Annotated in this window: 13 protein-coding genes and 1 tRNA gene; 7 read left to right on the forward strand and 7 right to left on the reverse strand. The window is 70.3% G+C overall.

The genetic code is table 11. From position 1 onward, the window contains the following. The first annotated feature begins 127 nt into the window (after positions 1 to 127). Complete coding sequence (locus ACZ7LU_RS24205; protein ID WP_471917986.1) at positions 128 to 823, forward strand: hypothetical protein; 696 nt, start codon at positions 128 to 130, stop codon at positions 821 to 823. A 43-nt stretch (positions 824 to 866) separates the two neighbouring features. On the opposite strand, the gene ACZ7LU_RS24210 is transcribed toward ACZ7LU_RS24205, so the two are convergent. Next, positions 867 to 937: transfer RNA gene (locus tag ACZ7LU_RS24210), tRNA-Gly, on the reverse strand. A gap of 291 nt (positions 938 to 1,228) precedes the next feature. Here ACZ7LU_RS24210 and ACZ7LU_RS24215 point away from each other — a divergent pair. The 3 genes from ACZ7LU_RS24215 to ACZ7LU_RS24225 all read left to right on the forward strand — a co-directional run bounded on the left by ACZ7LU_RS24215 (position 1,229) and on the right by ACZ7LU_RS24225 (position 2,579). Beyond that, positions 1,229 to 1,390 (forward strand): hypothetical protein, encoded by a 162-nt coding sequence (locus ACZ7LU_RS24215; protein WP_468715225.1) that lies wholly within the window; start codon positions 1,229 to 1,231, stop codon positions 1,388 to 1,390. 107 nt (positions 1,391 to 1,497) lie between these two features. Continuing rightward, positions 1,498 to 2,073 carry a dCTP deaminase gene (gene dcd / locus ACZ7LU_RS24220; RefSeq protein ID WP_030788950.1) on the forward strand — a complete coding sequence of 192 codons (576 nt, stop codon included), beginning with the start codon at positions 1,498 to 1,500 and terminating at the stop codon, positions 2,071 to 2,073. 8 nt (positions 2,074 to 2,081) lie between these two features. Further along, on the forward strand, positions 2,082 to 2,579 hold the full coding sequence (locus ACZ7LU_RS24225; RefSeq protein ID WP_398302064.1) for a phosphoribosyltransferase: 498 nt from the start codon (positions 2,082 to 2,084) through the stop codon (positions 2,577 to 2,579). Positions 2,580 to 2,687: 108 nt separating this feature from the next. Here the strand turns inward: ACZ7LU_RS24225 and ACZ7LU_RS24230 are convergent, their stop codons facing one another. The 5 genes from ACZ7LU_RS24230 to ACZ7LU_RS24250 all read right to left on the reverse strand — a co-directional run bounded on the left by ACZ7LU_RS24230 (position 2,688) and on the right by ACZ7LU_RS24250 (position 11,641). After that, the gene (locus ACZ7LU_RS24230; RefSeq protein ID WP_468092550.1) at positions 2,688 to 3,713 is read right to left on the reverse strand and encodes a Yip1 family protein; all 1,026 of its coding nucleotides are present in this window, start codon (positions 3,711 to 3,713) and stop codon (positions 2,688 to 2,690) included. Between the two features lie 134 nt (positions 3,714 to 3,847). After that, positions 3,848 to 5,332, reverse strand: a complete 1,485-nt coding sequence (locus tag ACZ7LU_RS24235) for an FG-GAP-like repeat-containing protein (protein WP_471917987.1) — start codon at positions 5,330 to 5,332, stop codon at positions 3,848 to 3,850. A 115-nt stretch (positions 5,333 to 5,447) separates the two neighbouring features. Next, positions 5,448 to 6,935, reverse strand: a complete 1,488-nt coding sequence (locus ACZ7LU_RS24240; protein ID WP_471917988.1) for a VCBS repeat-containing protein — start codon at positions 6,933 to 6,935, stop codon at positions 5,448 to 5,450. Positions 6,936 to 7,170: 235 nt separating this feature from the next. Further along, the gene (locus ACZ7LU_RS24245) at positions 7,171 to 8,673 is read right to left on the reverse strand and encodes an FG-GAP repeat protein (RefSeq protein ID WP_471917989.1); all 1,503 of its coding nucleotides are present in this window, start codon (positions 8,671 to 8,673) and stop codon (positions 7,171 to 7,173) included. Between the two features lie 2,227 nt (positions 8,674 to 10,900). Next, positions 10,901 to 11,641 carry a helix-turn-helix domain-containing protein gene (locus tag ACZ7LU_RS24250; RefSeq protein WP_471917990.1) on the reverse strand — a complete coding sequence of 247 codons (741 nt, stop codon included), beginning with the start codon at positions 11,639 to 11,641 and terminating at the stop codon, positions 10,901 to 10,903. Between the two features lie 248 nt (positions 11,642 to 11,889). On the opposite strand from ACZ7LU_RS24250, the gene ACZ7LU_RS24255 reads away from it, so the two are divergent. The 3 genes from ACZ7LU_RS24255 to ACZ7LU_RS24265 are packed head-to-tail and all read left to right on the forward strand — an operon-like array spanning position 11,890 to position 14,363. Next, a complete protein-coding gene (locus ACZ7LU_RS24255; protein WP_471917991.1) occupies positions 11,890 to 12,564 on the forward strand; it encodes a DUF4097 family beta strand repeat-containing protein in 675 nt (224 codons plus the stop codon). 30 nt (positions 12,565 to 12,594) lie between these two features. Further along, on the forward strand, positions 12,595 to 13,554 hold the full coding sequence (locus ACZ7LU_RS24260; RefSeq protein ID WP_471917992.1) for an ATP-binding cassette domain-containing protein: 960 nt from the start codon (positions 12,595 to 12,597) through the stop codon (positions 13,552 to 13,554). Next, a complete protein-coding gene (locus ACZ7LU_RS24265) occupies positions 13,551 to 14,363 on the forward strand; it encodes an ABC transporter permease (RefSeq protein ID WP_471917993.1) in 813 nt (270 codons plus the stop codon). Before ACZ7LU_RS24260 ends, ACZ7LU_RS24265 begins: the two co-directional genes overlap by 4 nt. An 86-nt stretch (positions 14,364 to 14,449) precedes the next feature. Here ACZ7LU_RS24265 and ACZ7LU_RS24270 read toward each other — a convergent pair whose 3' ends face one another. Beyond that, positions 14,450 to 16,732, reverse strand: coding sequence for a (Fe-S)-binding protein (locus tag ACZ7LU_RS24270; protein ID WP_471115707.1), 2,283 nt, complete (start codon positions 16,730 to 16,732; stop codon positions 14,450 to 14,452). Positions 16,733 to 16,875 lie beyond the last annotated feature (143 nt).

Raw genomic sequence — 16,875 nt, forward strand, 5'->3', positions numbered from 1 at the left:
ACTAGCGTCGCGAAAGTAGGACGCCACGTCCCTGTCACGCTGTGTGGCGGGTCGATTCCATGAGTGGGTCAGCGCTCGGCGGCCCCGTGAACGGTCCCCGGGCACGGCCCACCAGCAAGGAATCGACATGGCCGACAGGATGACGCGATCGCCGATCACGGAATGTACGGTCCCAGCCCCGGCCGCGACCCTGAGCGCATGGTTCGCGCACAGCCAGCTCGCCCCCGAGCAGGCCTGCCGGGAGTGGGCGGAATCCGGTGTGGCGCTGTTGCCGCTCGGCGGCCGGTTCGATGCCGTCCGCCTTCCCGAGGCGCTTGTGCAGGCGGCCGTCGGGGTCACCGCTCCACAGGCGGTCGCCACTCGCCTCGCCTGGCTCATCGCAGGGCCTGTCGTCTACGACGGCCGCACGTTGGGCGGCAGCTACTACGCATTGACGAAGCCGTGCCGCGACCGGGTGTGGAAGCACCAGGACTGCGCACCGCGGCTGAGCCGCGGGACTTACCTCGGCGTGCCGAGGCTCGACCGCACGGAGCCGCCCGGCCCGTACTGGATCGCGCGGCCGCGCTTCGAGGGCGACCTGTGCGAGCCCGCCACCGTGGCGGCCGTCATCGGCCTCGGGCAGAGTGCGGACGACGGAGACCCGGTGACGAGTGCGTCGATGTCGGCCCCAGTGGCCCGCCGCCGTGTGGAGCTCGTGTACCAGAGCTACCTCGCACATCTGGACCACTGCGCCCCATGCCAGACAGAGACCCACCCATGCGCCGACGGAGAACGGATGCGGCGCGCACTTCGGGCCGTACGAAGGGCCGGCCCACCCCCGTAGGCAACAAAGAACCCCCGGGTCCATGACCTGGGGGTTCAACAAGAGCGGGTGACGAGAATCGAACTCGCACTCTCAGCTTGGGAAGCTGATGTTCTACCACTAAACTACACCCGCGAAAGACGCCGTCCCGAAGCTGCTTCGAAGCGGTGTCGTACCGTCGCACACTGTACCTCATCCCGGGCCCCCGGCGCTCTCGCCGTGGGGCCCGAGTGGTGTTCGGGAGGGGGGATGCGCCGTGCGACGGGAGGGAGTTGGGGCGTACCGTGGAATGTGGTCGTGCCGCCTGGAGGGTCGTCCCTTTCATACCGTAATGTGGGCATTCGTCGTCGGCTCGGAGGCGAGCGAGAGACGAGTGAGTACGGGTACGTACGAGCTCACCTACGACTGGGGAAGGGACTCGAAGACTTGATGGAGCGCACCGTCGTCCGATGTGCCGAAGGGCACGTGTTCAGCACCGCTTCGTTCCCGATGCAGCAGGCGGACCGGCTCGGTCCCGGCCGGCTCATCCGGTGCCCGCGCTGCGCCCGGCTCCGGCACGCCGTGCCGGTCACCCTGCAGAAGCAGTAGTGGGGAGCAGGTAGCGGCCAGTGGGCGCTATGTCTGAAGTGGGTTAGTGGAGTGCGCGGGTCCTGTCCGATTGGGGAGGGCCCGCGCGCTCTGCGTATCCTCGGTGCGTGCTTCTCTCAGACAAGGACATCCGGGCCGAGATCGACTCCGGACGGGTACGGATCGACCCGTACGACGAATCCATGGTGCAGCCCTCGAGCATCGACGTGCGGCTGGACCGCTACTTCCGGGTGTTCGAGAATCACCGCTACCCCCACATCGACCCCTCCGTCGAGCAGGCCGACCTGACGCGGCTCGTGGAGCCCGAGGGTGACGAGCCGTTCATCCTGCACCCGGGTGAGTTCGTGCTCGCGTCGACGTACGAGGTCGTCAGCCTCCCTGATGATCTCGCCAGTCGTCTCGAGGGCAAGTCCAGCCTCGGGCGGCTCGGGCTGGTCACGCACTCCACCGCCGGGTTCATCGACCCGGGGTTCAGCGGGCACGTGACCCTGGAGCTGTCGAATCTGGCGACCTTGCCGATCAAGCTCTGGCCGGGGATGAAGATCGGGCAGCTCTGTCTTTTCCGGCTGACCTCGTCCGCCGAGGAGCCCTACGGCTCGGCGCGGTACGGGTCGCGTTACCAGGGGCAGCGCGGGCCCACCGCCTCCCGTTCCTTCCTCAACTTCCATCGGACCCAGGTGTGAGCAGCGGTATGAGTGACGTGCGCGAGAACCTTACGTACGACAAGTTCGGCGGCGCTGTGCGGGAGCTCGCGCAGACCATCGCCGACGACGGGTACCAGCCCGACATCATCATCTCCATCGCCCGCGGTGGCGTCTTCGTCGCGGGCGGGCTCGCGTACGCGCTCGACTGCAAGAACATCCACCTCGTGAACGTGGAGTTCTATACGGGCGTCGGGACGACCCTGGAGATGCCCGTCATGCTCGCGCCCGTCCCCAACGCCATCGACTTCACCGACAAGAAGGTGCTCATCGCCGATGACGTCGCCGACACCGGGAAGACGCTGAAGCTCGTCCACGACTTCTGCCTCGACCACGTCGCCGAGGTGCGGTCCGCCGTCATCTATGAGAAGTCGCACTCCCTCGTGAAGTGCGAGTACGTGTGGAAGCGGACCGACGAGTGGATCAACTTCCCTTGGAGCGTCGAGCCGCCCGTCGTGCAGCGGGCCGGGCAGGTTCTTGACGCCTGACCCGCCTGACCCGTCTGACCCGCCTGGCGTTGGTGAGTGAGAAGGGCCCGGGGACTTGTCGTCCCCGGGCCCTTTTCGCTCACGTACGGCACGTACGTCACGTACGTACTAGAACGTGCCCAGCTTGATGATCGACAGGATCGCCAGCAACTGGATCGTGGACGCGCCCAGTGCCTTCGGCCACGGCAGATCGTGGGACTTGCTGACCATCGTCGTGAGCAGTGCGCCCGCCGCGAGCCAGGTCGCCCAGCCGAGCAGCTGGACGAAGGGCTGGCCGCCGCCGAGGAACATCGCCACGATCACGCGCGGCGCGTCCGTCAGCGACATGATCAGCATGGAGAGGCCGACCGTCGGCTGCCAGGCGCCGTCGCCGCCGAGCTGGCGGGCGAGCGTGTGCGTGACCACGCCCAGGATGAAGGCGCTGATGGTGATCGCGATGCCGGTGGTGAGGACGAAGGGCACCGCGGACGACAGCGTGGCGTTGATCGCGTCGTCGCGGGCGTCGTCGAAGCCGAAGAGCGCGAGCAGGCCGTAGAGGAACGTGACGACGAGGGCGGGGCCCCACATCGCGTAGTCCCGCATGTGGAGGAAGGTGGGGCCGGGGCGCAGCACGATGCCGCGCAGCAGTTCCTTCCAGTGCAGGCGGGGGCCGAGGACCGGGGCGGGCGCCTGGCCGGCGCGGTAGGTGTCGCCCTGGGTGTAGGGGTCCTCGCCGATGGAGAAGGCCTGGGTGTGTCCGGGGTTGTTGGCCGCGTACGGGTCGTAGCCACCGGGCTGGGGGCCGTGGCCGCCGCCCTGAGGGGCGTAGCCGCCGTGGCCGTGGCCGGGCCCGTGGCTCCGGCCGTGGTCGTCGGGGCCGCCGAAGTACTCCGGCTCGCCGTGGTTGCCGCCGGCGGCCCCGGCCGGGGGCCACTGCTGGCCGCCACCGCCACCGCCGTACGGCCTGCCGCCCCCGCCGTACTGCTGCGGGGGCTGCGAGGGCTGCGGGCGCTGCGGGGTCGACGGCGCGGGTGGGTAGCCGTACGGCTGCTGGCCGCCCTGCGGGGCCTGCTGTCCGTACGGCTGCTGCCGCGGTTGTTGTTGCGGTCGCGCGGCGCGGTTGTCCCGGCCGCGTCCGATCCTGAATCCAGCCACGAATCGAACGTACCTGGTCTTCCGGGGTCGGGTCGTCCCTCCCCGGGAGGAGACGGGCTTTGCGGCCGACCTGTGACAACCCTTAGGGGAACCCTGAAGGGTCAGGGTTCCCCCGGGGCCTGGGTCAGGGTCGGTCAGCGGCCGAGCACCGCTCCGTACGCGTACGGGTGCGAAGACGCGGGCAGTCCGATGGAGTTGGGCGTGATGGCCCTGCTGCCCGTGGCGCCGCCGCCGGGCAGCTCCCAGACGCCGCCCGCGGAGGCGTTCTCGCCGGGGGCGGCCACGGACACGTCGGGGCGGCCGTCGCCGTCGTGGTCGGTGGCGGCGAGGTTCGCGCCGAAGGTGTCGCCCTTCTCGGCCGCGCCCGGGATGCCGGGGGTGTTCTGCTGGTACGCGACCGCGCCGGCCGCCGAGCCGTCCGCGTTCAGGATGCCCTTCGCGCCGCCCTTCAGGACGGTGACGCTGCCCGCGCGGGCGGCGCTGCCGATCGCCTCGCCGGGGGCGCCCGCGATCAGGTCGTCCTTGCCGTCGCCGTCGAGGTCCGTGGCGACGAGGGCGTTGCCGAAGTCGTCACCCGTTTCGGCGACGCCGGGGACGCCGGGGGTGTCCTGGTTGAGGGTCTGGCCCTCCCATACGAGGCCGGTGCCGTCCCCGTAGTGGATGTGGATGCCGCCGCCCTTGGCGATCTCCTCGGGGCCGCACGGGTCGTCGATGTTCTCGTCGGCGATCTCGCGGCAGTTGCCGAGGGCGAGGTCGTCGTGGCCGTCGCCGTTGAAGTCGCCGGTGGCGAGGGCGTTCGCGGCGCTGTTGTCGCTGCTCCACGTCAGGAAGAACGCGTACTCGTTCTTGCTGTAGTCGTACAGCTGGACGTGGGACTGGGTGTTGGGCTGGTTCTGCGTGTAGTACGCGACGGCCAGCTCGGGGCGGCCGTCGGAGTTGTAGTCGCCGGTCGTCATGACGGGGGCGCGGCCGCCCATGGGCCTGGCCATCAGGGGCTGGGTGCGGTCGACGAGGGGGTGGGCGTTGTAGACCACCTGGTCCTTGCCGCCGATGGCCAGGTCGACGTCCGTGTCGCCGGTGAAGTCGGCGGCGACCAGGGCGTTTCCGTAGGCGGCGCCGGTCTTGTCGCCGCGGGCGGCCGTGTTGGCCACGGAGAAGCCGTCGCCGGTGCCGTACAGGACGGTGACCGAGCCCGCGTCCGTCTTGGCGGCGATGTCCTCGCCCGGGGCGCCGATGACGAGGTCGGCGTACTTGTCGTCGTCTATGTACGCGGTGGTGACCGCGCCGCCGAAGCGGTCACCGGCCTCCGGGGTGCCGGGCACCTCGACGGTGGCCTGCGTGATGCGCCGCACGCCGTTCGTGCCCGGGCCGTCCTCGCCGCCGAAGACGACGCTCACGTAGCCGGCCTTCGCCTTGCCGTCGACGCTGCCGCTGGGCACGCCGACGGCGAGGTCGGCGTATCCGTCGCCGTTGAAGTCGCTGGTGAGGGGGGTGGGTTCGGCGGGTGCGGTGGGAGGTGCCGCGGGGGATGCGGCGTGTGCGGTCGTCGCCAGCGGGAGGGTGAGGCCGGTGGCGGCGAGGGCGGTGGCCGCGGCCAGGGCGAGGGTGCGTGTGCGCAAGAGGGCTCCAACTGTTGGATCGTCAGGGCGGCTTGACCGCTCTTGAGGGAGGGGTGTGGCCGGGCCCGCGGAGGGAGGTGGTGCGGGCCCGGCGAAGAGGAGATGGGCTGGGCCGTCAGTCGGCGAAGTTCGCGCCGAGGCGGGGCGTGCCCGTCGCCGAGATGCCGACCGTCGACGTGTAGACGCCCGCCGAGCCGGTGAGGGAGCCGTCGCTCTTGCTGGTCAGCGGGTAGAACGCGCCGTTCGCCCCGTTCTCGCCGTACGCGCCGACCATGACGTCGCCCCGTCCGTCACCGTTCAGGTCGTCGACGTGGATATCCGCGCCGAAGTAGTCCCTCTCCTCATTGGAGTTGGGGACGCCCGGCGTGTTCTGGTCGAGGAAGACCGCGCCGTCCGTGGAGAGGCCCGAGCCGTCCTTCTTGCCGTAGATGACCGTGGCCGAGCCCGCGTCCGTGACGCCGTCGAGGTTCTCGCCCGGCGCTCCCACGACCAGGTCGAGGTGGCCGTCGCCGTTGATGTCGCCGAGGTCGAGCTCGCCGCCGAAGACGTCGCCCTTCTCGCCGGTGCCCGGCACGCCCGCGGTGTCCTGGGTGAAGATCTGCGTGTCGCCGTACGGGCCGTTGGCCGCGCCGTGCACCACGTACACCGAGCCGCCCTTGTGCGAGCCGGCGATCTCGTCGTCCCACTCCAGGCCGATGACGATGTCGCCGTAGCCGTCGCCGTCCGTGTCGCCGACGTCGGTGATGATGCCGCCGGGCAGCCGCTGCTGGTCGGTGGTCTTGAGGCCGTCGGCGGTGCCGGGCACCCACAGGTTGGCGTTGTAGCCGTCGCCGGTGGAGTAGCCGTCGACGATGAGGTCTTCCCGGTCGTCGCCGTTCACGTCGCCGGAGTGCAGGTTGAAGGGGCCCGCGCCCTCGCCGCTCTGGATGGCGGGCTTGACCGTGTAGCGGCCGGTGCCGGTGCCGCTGCTACGGGAGATCTTGCCGTCGAGGACGTCGATGGTGGCCGCGCCGGACCGGGCGCCGATGGCGAGGTCGGTGGCGCCGTCGCCGTCGAAGTCACCGGCCTCGATGGGCCCGCCGAAGTAGTCGTGGCCGTCCGGGCGGGGGTCCTTCACCGTAGTACCGCCGGAGAGGCCGTTCGCGGAGCCCCACAGGATCTGCACGGTGCCGCCGTCCTTGTCGCTGCCGACGTCCTCGCCGGGGGCGCCGACCGCGAGGTCGTCGTAGCCGTCGCGGTCGAAGTCGCCGTACGCGGTGTCGTAGCCGAAGGTGTCGCCCGTCTCGGCGGAGCCGGGGACGCCCGCGCTGTTCTGGCTGAAGGTCTTGTGGCGCAGCGTGCTGCCGCCGTACGTGACGGTGACCTGGCCGGCGCCGTCCTTCCCGCCGACGTTGGCGCCGGGCGCGGAGGTGGCGAGGTCCGCGACGCCGTCGCCGTTGAAGTCGGCCTCGTGCGAGGGCAGCGGGTCCGCGGGCGCGGCGGACGCGGCGGTGGCCGTGACGGCGAGCAGCCCGCCCGTCAGCGCGGCCGCGGTGGCCGTCGCCGCGGCGAGGCGCGTGCGTCTGGAGCGGACGGTGGTGGAGGTGCGCTTGTGCTTGGCCATGCGGTACTCCTGCGGCATGCGGGGATGCCTGGCGGGCATCCGCGGTCGATGGGGGCCGGGGCGGGCGTGTTCACCGGGCGTTGGCCCTGGCGTCATGCCGTGATCGGCTAAGGGGAGACCTGCGGTGGGGCACAAGGGTTGTACGGGGGGCGGGAGTTGGGGGTGATTGGCGGGGTTCGGGTGGCTTGCGCCAGCACGGGCTGGACCTCGGAGATCCAGCCCGTCCGCGCCCGGGTCACCGCCCGAGAACCATCCCGTACTCCCGCGCTCCCGTGAGCCCCAGCTTGCCCGGCGTCACCGACGTGACCGCCGGGTTCGGGCCGTCCTTGGGGGTCGCGGAGTACCAGACGCCGCCCTTCTGCCCGTCCTCGCCGGGCGCGCCGACCGCGACGTCCGGGTAGGAGTCGCCGTTGTAGTCGCCGGTCGCGACGGCCGCGCCGAGGTGGTCGTCGGCCTCCGCCGTGCCCGCCACGCCGGTCGAGTTCTGGCTGAAGGCGGGGCCGGTGAGGTCGCCGCCGGTGCCGGACGAGGCGAGGACCCAGTACGTACCCGCGTTCTGGGCGGTGCCGACGGCCTCGGCGTCGGCGCCGACGACCAGCTCGTCGATGCCGTCCCGGTCGAGGTTGCCGACCGCGAGCTGCGCGCCGAAGTTGTCGCCGGTCTCGGCGGTGCCGCCGACCTGCGGGCTGTTCTGGGAGGTGCAGGAGGAGCCGCCGTCGCCGAGCTTGCCGCCCTGCTTGCCGTAGATGACGGCGATGGCGCCGCCGAGGATGTCCTCGCAGTAGGTGCCCTCGGCCTCGGGGTTCGGCCGCATGTTGCCCACGGCGAGGTCCGCGGTGCCGTCCCCGTCGAAGTCGCCGGTGGCGAGCGCGGTGTCGGAGCTGTCGGCGGTGTGCCAGGTCTGCTGCCACTCGCCGGATGCACGGCTCTGCACGGTCGTGCCGCTGGCCTCCATGCCGTGGTACGAGATGGCGAGGTCGTCGCCGCCGTCGCCGTCGAAGTCACCGGCGGCCAGGGCGGACGGGCCCGCGAAGTGCCAGCCCGTGACCCGGGAGACCGCGGAGGGCGAGCCCGCGGTGAAGGGGCCCGGCCGGGTCACGACCGCGTCCGACTCGTCGAAGTGCGAGTTGAGGGCGATGTCCTTGTCGCCGTCCTTGTCGAAGTCACCGGTGGTGAGGATCGAGCCGTACCTGGCGCTGTCGTTGCCGCCGTTGGCGGCGGTGAAGCCGCCCTTGAAGCCGCTCGCGGAGCCCCAGACGACCGCGACGGTGCCGGCGGCCGTGCCGGCGGTGGTCGCCTCTCCGGGCGCGCCGACGACCAGGTCGCTGTAGCCGTCGCCGTTCATGTCGTTCGAGTCGACGGCGTAGCCGAACTTGTCGCCCGCCTCGGCGGTGCCGGGCACGCCGGTCGTGGCCTGGCTGACGGTGGCCGAGCCGTGCTTGCCGAGGCCGGAGGCGCCGCCCCAGACGACGTTGACGTATCCGGCCTTGGCCTGGCCGCCGACGGTCGCGCTCGGCACGCCGACGGCGAGGTCGACGTAGCCGTCACCGTTGTAGTCGGCGCGGATCTTGGCGGGGGCGGAGGGCGCGGCGGGGGCGGCCGCGAGGGCGTTGCCCGCGGTCAGGCCGGTGACGCCGAGGGCGGTGGCGGCGCAGAGGGCGCCTGCCGCGAGGAGCTTGTTGCGCGCGTTCTTGCGCGCGGTGTTTCGCACGTACGAGGACATGGAGAGGTCTCTCATCAGTTGAGGGTGTGCATGAGTGGAGGCCGGGTGGGAGCCCATGGGGCGGCCCGGCGGGAGGCGGGGTCAGCGCACGGTGCGGCCGAAGCCGGCTCCGGTGCCGCCGACCCCGACCCCGGCCCCGACTCCGAAGCCGGTGCCGATGTCCTCGCCGGTGGTGCCGGCCAGGCTTCTTACGCGCACGTGGGACTCCCGGAGCCTCTGGAAATCTTTGGGTACTGCTTGCGGGGGTGTGACTTCTGAGGCGTACGAAGGGTTGTGCGAAGGGAGTGGTGGGGTGGCTGTCGGATGAACTTCCGGCGGCTCGGCGACTTCGGTGGGCCGGTGACGTTCGATACGCACCGGGGCCGCCCGGTGTTTTCCGGAGTGTGGCGGCTCCGGGCCGGCAGTAAAGGGCGCTCCCTGCGGTCGCGTCGGCTACGCCGATTCCGCTCCGCTCCACCCTTGACTCCCGCCCCTCCACCGCACGTTGACTTCGACCCGGACGGCCAGGGGTGGGGCCGACGGGGACCCCTGGGATGGGTCATCCCCTTTCGCCGCCGGGTGCGGACCGGTCCATCGTGTGTGCCTGTCACGGTCGGGCCTCGGCCTCCCGCCTCCCGGCTTCGCCGCTCGGGTCATCAACTCTCGCGGCCGGGTGCGGACCGGCCCATCGTGGGCGCGGGCCACGGTCGGGGTGCGGTCGCCCGGCGCGGCCAGGCTGGCTGGGTCATCACCCTTCATTGCCGGGTGCGGACCGGCCCATCGTGTGTGCCCGTCGCGGTGGGGGTGATGCCGGGCATGTGGGCGGCCGGTCGGGCACCTACTTTGGAAAAGTTGTGAATGGGGATGCCGCGCGCCCCCCTGTCACGCCCTGCGCGCCGTCACGCAGGGCCGGCCATGGAGGGATTGTGGCGCGGTGGGCTCGGATGCTGGGGGCGCATTGGCTGTTCACGCGGGGGCGTGCGGCGAACGCATTCGCAACTTTCCCAAAGTAGGTCCCCGAGGGGCAGCCTCTCCCGCCCGGCTGGGACGGCGCATTGGTCGTGAAGAGGGGGCGCACGGCCTCCCCATTCGCAACTTCATGAAAGTTGGTCCCCGACAGGCGGCCTCTGCCTTCCGGCCGGGGCGGCGTATTGGTCGTGAAGAGGGGGCGCGGGGCTCCTCCATTCACAACTTCGCGAAAGTTGGTCTCCGACAGGCGGCCTCCCCTTTCCGGTCGGGGCGGCGCATTAGTTGTGGAAGGGGCGCGCGGCGTCCTCGTTCGCAACTTTTCTGAAGTAGGTGCCCGGGAGGGGCGGGGCCCGGGCCTGCCCAGCGCCCTTGACCGTGACGGCCGCCCACGATGGACCGGTCCGCACCCGGCAGGGCGAGCCGATGACCCGAGCAGCGAAGCCGGGGCCTGGGCGTTTGTGACGGCGCACGGGGAGTGTCAGGGGGCGCGCGCCCTTCGGGTTCACAACTTTGCGAAAGTAGGTGCCCGACCGGCGGCCCGTATGCCCAGGAACACTCCCCTGCGATGGGCCCACCATGCCGGATCGGCCTGCACGTGGCGGCGAGAGCCGATGACCCGGCCGGGCAGGCCGCGCCGGTGATCTAGCTACGACTGTGACCCGCGCCCACGATGGGCCGGTCGGCACTCGCCCGCGAAAGCCGATGACCTGGCAAGCCAGGCCTCGTGGGTGGCCGAGGTCCGAACGTGACGTCGACACACGATGGGCCGGTCGGCACTCGGCCGCGAAAGGTGATGACCCGAGCGGCGAAGCTGGGACGGGGGGCCGAGGCCCGAGCGTGCCCGCGCCCACGATGGGCCGGTCCGCAGTCGGCGGCGAGAGCCGATGACCCGGCCAGCCGAGCCGCGCGGACGACCGAGCCGGGGCCGTGGCCCGCGTCCACGATGGGCCGGTCCGCACTCGGCGGCGAGAGCCGATGACCCGAGCGGCGAAGCCGGGAGCCGGGGGCCGAGGCCCGACCGTGACAGGCACACACGATGGACCGGGCCGCACCCGGCAGCGAAAGGGGATGACCCAACCCAGGGGTCCCCGTCGGCCCCACCCCTGGCCGTCCGGGTCAAAGTCAACGTGCGGTGGAGGGGCGGGAGTCAAGGGTGGAGCGGAGCGGAATCGGCGTAGCCGACGCGCAGCGCAGCGGAGCGCCCTTTACTGCCGGCCCGGAGGCGCCACACTCCGCAAAAAGCCGGGCGGCCCCGGTCACCATCAAAGTCGCAGGCCCACCGAAGGCGCCGCCCTTAGCCCCGCCCACCAGTACTCGGCTTCGTATTGAGGATCTCCCGCGCCTGCTCCGCCGCCCGGACAATGCTCTCGGAGACGAAGTCCACGAAACGGGCGACGTTTTCGAGGCGGGCGCCGGCCGGGGTGTCGGGGCCGAGGACGGTGACACCCTGCCGCGCCGTCTCGACGAGCTGGGCGTGGGCCCGGGCGCTGGCGATCATCGACTGGTACCAGACGTCGTTGTCCACGACATAGCGCTCACGGCGGCGTTCGTCGCGCTCCCGGCGGATGAGGCCTTGGCTGTCCAGGAACGCCACCGCCTTGGAGACCGACGCCGGGCTGACCTGAAGGTGCTGGACGAGTTCGGACGCGGTGAGGCTGCCCGCGTCGCTGACGGAGACGGCGACCAGGACCCGGGCGGTCATCTTCGGCAGGCCCGACTGCATGAAGACGGTGGCGAGCAACTCCTCGTACTCACGCACTGCCTCGCCATCGCGTCCATGGGCCTGCGGAGAGGCGTGCGCAGAGGCCTGCGGGCCTCGGGGGGCGGTCTGCCTGCGCCGGTGGGCGCGCTGTTCGGTGGCGCGGTGGGCCAGGTCGGCGCGGTAGCCGGTGGGACCGCCATTGCGCATGACTTCGCGCGTGATCGTCGAGGTGGGGCGGTCGAGGCGCCTGGCGATCTCCGCGTAGGCGAGTTCGTCGGCCAGTCCCGACGCGATCTGCCGGCGTTCCTGCTGGGTGAGTCTGCCTCCCGGCATCGCGGTCTCCTCGCGGTCGTATCTGGTGTTGCCAGCCTAGCGTTCAATTTCATCCCATTGCAACGAGACTGCCCACCCTCGTTGCTTTGAAGTCATAGCCGTTGCAACGAAATGGTGGCAGTGAGCTGCGTAAACGTAAGTCGCGTGCAACAAGTGTGTTGCCCGATCTAGAAACGCAACGTAGCTTTTCCCTCATCGGAAACACCGCGCCTCACCAACCAAACGGGGCCCAACCCCAGGAGCACACCATGCAGAAGTTCGCCACCCCCGCCCCCATCTCCGCCGTCCTCGACATCCCCGCCGGCCGCATCCAGTTCATCGCCGCCGACCGCGCCGACACCGCGGTCGAGGTCCTGCCTGCCGACGCCTCGAACGGCAAGGACGTCAAGGCGGCGGAGCGGATCGCGGTCGAGTACGGCGACGGCGTCCTGCGGATCGAGGCCGCCGAGCCGAAGAACCGCCTCCTCGGCAACGGCTCAGGAGCGGTCGAGATCACCGTCCAGCTGCCCGCCGGGTCCAAGGTCGAGGCCAAGGTGGCCGCCGGCGAGCTGCGCGGCGTCGGGCGGCTCGGTGACGTCGTCTTCGAGGCCGCACAGGGCTCGGTCAAGCTCGACGAGGCAGCCGACGCCGTCCTCTCCCTGATGGCCGGGGACGTCTCGGTCGGCCGTCTCACCGGGCCCGCGAAGGTCGAGGTCCAGAAGGGCGCCATCCGCGTCGCCGAGGCCGTACGCGGCACCGTCGACCTCCGTACCGAGGCCGGGGACATCTCGGTCGGCGTCGCCCGCGGCGTCTCCGCCTCCCTGGACGCCGGCACCACCTACGGCCGGATCCACAACGCGCTCATGAACGCCGAGGGCCCCGACGCCGGCCTGTCCATCCGCGCGACCACCTCCTACGGCGACATCGCCGCCCGCAGCCTCTGAGCACCCACAGCCACTGAAGGAGCAGCCACCATGACGGACGACCTGGCCATCGCGGCGTACGGGTTGCGCAAGGCGTACGGGGACAAGACCGTCCTCGACGGCATCGACCTGACCGTGCCCACCGGCAGCGTCTTCTCCCTGCTCGGCCCCAACGGCGCCGGCAAGACCACCGCCGTCAAGATCCTCTCCACCCTCGTCCGCGCCGACGACGGCCGGGTCAGGATCGACGGCCACGACATCACCGCCGACCCGCAGGCCGTCCGCGCCACCATCGGTGTCACCGGCCAGTTCTCCGCCGTCGACGGCCTCATCACCGGCGAGGAGAACATGCTCCTCATGGCCGACCTGCACCACCTGCCCAAGGAGGAAGGACGGAGGACCGCCGCCGAACTGCTGGAGCGCTTCGGCCTTACCGAAGCCGCCCACAAGCCCGCCGCCACCTACTCCGGCGGCATGAAGCGCCGCCTCGACATCGCCATGACCCTGGTCGGCAGCCCGCGCATCATCTTCCTCGACGAACCCACCACCGGCCTCGACCCGCGCTCCCGCCACACCATGTGGCAGATCATCCGCGGCCTCGTCGCCGACGGCGTCACCGTCTTCCTCACCACCCAATACCTCGAAGAAGCCGACCAGCTCGCCGACCGCATCGCCGTCCTGCACAACGGCACCATCGCCGCCCAAGGCAGCGCCGAGGAACTGAAGCGGCTCGTCCCGGGCGGGCATGTGCGGCTGCGGTTCAGCGACCCGGCCGCCCACCGGTCCGCCGCCCACGCCCTGCACGACGCCACCCGCGACGACGAAGCACTCGCTCTGCACATCCCCAGCGACGGCAGCCAACGCGCCCTGCGCGCCATCCTCGACCGCCTCGACTCCGCCGGCATCGAGGCCGACGAACTGACCGTCCACACCCCCGACCTCGACGACGTCTTCTTCGCCCTCACCGGCCCGGCAGCCGTCCACAACCAGCCCAAGGAGAACGCCCGATGAGCAGCAGCCTCTCCCTCGCCCTGCGCGACTCGTCCACGATGCTGCGCCGCAACCTCCTGCACGCCCGCCGCTACCCGTCCCTCACCCTGAACCTGCTGCTCACCCCGGTCATGCTGTTGCTGCTCTTCGTCTACATATTCGGCGACGCGATGAGCTCGGGCCTCGGTCAGGGCTTCGCAGAGGGCGCCGGCGGGCCCAACCGCTCCGCGTACATCGCGTACGTCGTCCCCGGCCTGCTCCTGATGACGATCGGCAGCACCGTGATCGGAACCGCGGTCTCCGTCTGCAACGACATGACCGAGGGCATCATCGCCCGCTTCCGCACGATGGCCATCCACCGCCCTTCGGTGCTCATCGGGCACGTCGTCGGCAGCGTGCTGCAGGCGATCGCGAGCGTGGTCCTCGTCGGTGCCATCGGTGTCGCCATCGGCTTCCGGTCCACCGACGCGTCCGCTCTCGAATGGCTGGCCGCGTTCGGGCTGATAGTGCTCTTCGCGACGGCGCTCACCTGGATCGCGGTCGGCATGGGCCTGGTCAGCCCGAACGCCGAGGCTGCCGGGAACAACGCGATGCCGCTGATCCTGCTGCCGCTCCTCTCCAGCGCCTTCACCCCGGTCGACTCGATGCCCGGCTGGTTCCAGCCGATCGCCGAGTACCAGCCGTTCACCCCCGCCATCGAGACCCTGCGCGGCCTGCTGCTCGGCAGCGGGATCGGCCACAACGGATGGCTCGCCGCCGGCTGGTGCCTGGGGCTCGCGGTGCTCGGCTACTTCTGGTCGACGTCGAAGTTCAACCGTGACCCGAAGTAGGTCGTACGTAACGCGAACAGGTGCTGACGCGAACAGGCCGGTCCCGCCCGAAGGCGGAACCGGCCTGAACCATTCTGCTGTCGCGGTTACTTCACCGGCTCGGGCTCCGGCTCGTCCACCGACTCGGCGTCGCCCGCCGGGTCGACCGGCGTCTTCACGGAGTCGAGCAGCAGCTGCGCGACGTCCACGACCTGGAGGGACTCCTTGGCCTGGCCGTCGTTCTTCTTGCCGTTCACGGAGTCCGTGAGCATGACGAGGCAGAAGGGGCAGGCGGTGGAGACGATGTCGGGGTTGAGCGACAGCGCCTCGTCGACCCGCTCCGTGTTGATGCGCTTGCCGATGCGCTCCTCCATCCACATGCGCGCACCACCGGCGCCGCAGCAGAAGCCGCGCTCCTTGTGGCGGTGCATCTCCTGCTGACGCAGGCCCGGGACGGACGACATGATCTCGCGCGGGGGCGTGTAGACCTTGTTGTGGCGGCCCAGGTAGCACGGGTCGTGGTACGTGATCAGGCCCTCGACCGGCGTCACCGGGATCAGCTTGCCCTCGTCGATGAGGTGCTGGAGCAGCTGCGTGTGGTGGATGACCTCGTAGTCACCGCCGAGCTGCGGGTACTCGTTGGCGATGGTGTTGAAGCAGTGCGGGCAGGTCGAGACGATCTTCTTGGCCGTCTTCGGCTTGCGCGACTCCTCGGTCACCTTGCCGTCGTCGTCGAACTCCTCGCCGAACGCCGCGTTCAGCGTCATGACGTTCTCCTGGCCGAGCTGCTGGAACAGCGGCTCGTTGCCCAGGCGCCGCGCCGAGTCACCGGTGCACTTCTCGTCGCCGCCCATGATGGCGAACTTGACGCCCGCGATGTGGAGCAGCTCCGCGAAGGCCTTCGTGGTCTTCTTCGCGCGGTCCTCCAGGGCGCCGGCACAGCCGACCCAGTAGAGGTACTCGACCTCGGTGAGGTCCTCGACGTCCTTGCCGACGACCGGCACCTCGAAGTCGACTTCCTTCGTCCACTCCAGGCGCTGCTTCTTGGCGAGGCCCCAGGGGTTGCCCTTCTTCTCCAGGTTCTTGAGCATCGTGCCCGCCTCGGACGGGAACGCGGACTCGATCATCACCTGGTAGCGGCGCATGTCGACGATGTGGTCGATGTGCTCGATGTCGACCGGGCACTGCTCGACGCAGGCGCCGCAGGTGGTGCAGGACCACAGGACGTCGGGGTCGATGACGCCGTTCTCTTCGTGGGTGCCGATGAGGGGGCGCTCGGCCTCCGCGAGGGCGGCGGCGGGCACGTCCTTCAGTTGCTCCTCGGTCGCCTTCTCGTCGCCCTCCATCGTCTTGCCGCCGCCCGCGAGCAGGTACGGGGCCTTGGCGTGCGCGTGGTCGCGCAGCGACATGATGAGGAGCTTGGGGGAGAGCGGCTTGCCGGTGTTCCAGGCGGGGCACTGCGACTGGCAGCGGCCGCACTCGGTGCAGGTGGAGAAGTCGAGGATGCCCTTCCAGCTGAACTGCTCGACCTGGGAGACACCGAAGACGGCGTCCTCGGCCGGGTCCTCCCAGTCGATCGGCTTGCCGCCGGACGTCATGGGCTGCAGCTCGCCGAGCGTCGTACCGCCGTTGGCCTCGCGCTTGAACCAGATGTTCGGGAAGGCGAGGAAGCGGTGCCAGGCCACACCCATGTTGGTGTTCAGGGAGACGACGATCATCCAGATGAAGGACGTCGCGATCTTCAGCCCGGCGAAGAAGTACGTGAGGTTCTGGAGGGTGGAGAGGTCCATGCCCTCGAACCAGGTGACCACCGGGTACGAGATGAAGAACGACGCCTCGTAGCCGTCGACGTGGTGCTGGGCGCCCTCCAGGGCGTGCAGCGTGAAGATGCAGACGCCGACGATGAGGATGACGGACTCGACGAAGTACGCCTGGCCGGTCTTCGAGCCCGCGAAGCGGGACTTGCGGCCCGGCTTGCCGGGCTTGTTCAGCTGCCGGATGACGATCAGCGTGAGGATGCCGAGCACGGTCATCGTGCCGATGAACTCGACGAAGACGTTGTACGGCGCCCAGTCACCGATGATCGGCAGGATCCAGTCGGCCTGGAAGAGCTGGCCGAAGGCGTTGACGATCGTCAGCAGCAGCGAGAAGAAGCCCACCGCCACGAACCAGTGCGCGAAGCCGACGATGCCCCACCTGTTCATGCGCGTGTGGCCGAGGAACTCCTTGACCACGGTGAGGGTGCGCTGGACCGGGTTGTCGGTCCTGAGGCCGGCGGGCACGGGCTGACCGAGTCGTACGAACTTGTAGATCTGCACGATGGCACGGCCGAACAGCGCGACGCCGACCGCGATTAGGACCAGCGACACGATGATCGCGGCGAGTTGCATTGGGGGCTCCTCGGGCCTGCGAGGCGAACTATTACTAAGCGGTAACTTATGCAGTCCGTCTGAGACTACCCACTTACTCCGCCGCACTGTAGCCAGCAACCCGGTGATCTGCGTCGCTCAGGCAACCCTTTGCATGTCAGGTG

The organism is Streptomyces sp. NPDC039462 (assembly GCF_055639375.1).

Excerpts from the sequence above, each read along its gene's own strand:
- ACZ7LU_RS24255 (WP_471917991.1), top strand. The coding sequence starts at position 11,890 with ATGCAGAAGTTCGCCACCCCCGCCCCCATCTCCGCCGTCCTCGACATC.
- ACZ7LU_RS24260 (WP_471917992.1), top strand. The coding sequence starts at position 12,595 with ATGACGGACGACCTGGCCATCGCGGCGTACGGGTTGCGCAAGGCGTAC.
- ACZ7LU_RS24245 (WP_471917989.1), bottom strand. The coding sequence starts at position 8,673 with ATGAGAGACCTCTCCATGTCCTCGTACGTGCGAAACACCGCGCGCAAG.
- ACZ7LU_RS24265 (WP_471917993.1), top strand. The coding sequence starts at position 13,551 with ATGAGCAGCAGCCTCTCCCTCGCCCTGCGCGACTCGTCCACGATGCTG.
- ACZ7LU_RS24240 (WP_471917988.1), bottom strand. The coding sequence starts at position 6,935 with ATGGCCAAGCACAAGCGCACCTCCACCACCGTCCGCTCCAGACGCACG.
- ACZ7LU_RS24250 (WP_471917990.1), bottom strand. The coding sequence starts at position 11,641 with ATGCCGGGAGGCAGACTCACCCAGCAGGAACGCCGGCAGATCGCGTCG.
- ACZ7LU_RS24225 (WP_398302064.1), top strand. The coding sequence starts at position 2,082 with ATGAGTGACGTGCGCGAGAACCTTACGTACGACAAGTTCGGCGGCGCT.
- ACZ7LU_RS24270 (WP_471115707.1), bottom strand. The coding sequence starts at position 16,732 with ATGCAACTCGCCGCGATCATCGTGTCGCTGGTCCTAATCGCGGTCGGC.
- ACZ7LU_RS24205 (WP_471917986.1), top strand. The coding sequence starts at position 128 with ATGGCCGACAGGATGACGCGATCGCCGATCACGGAATGTACGGTCCCA.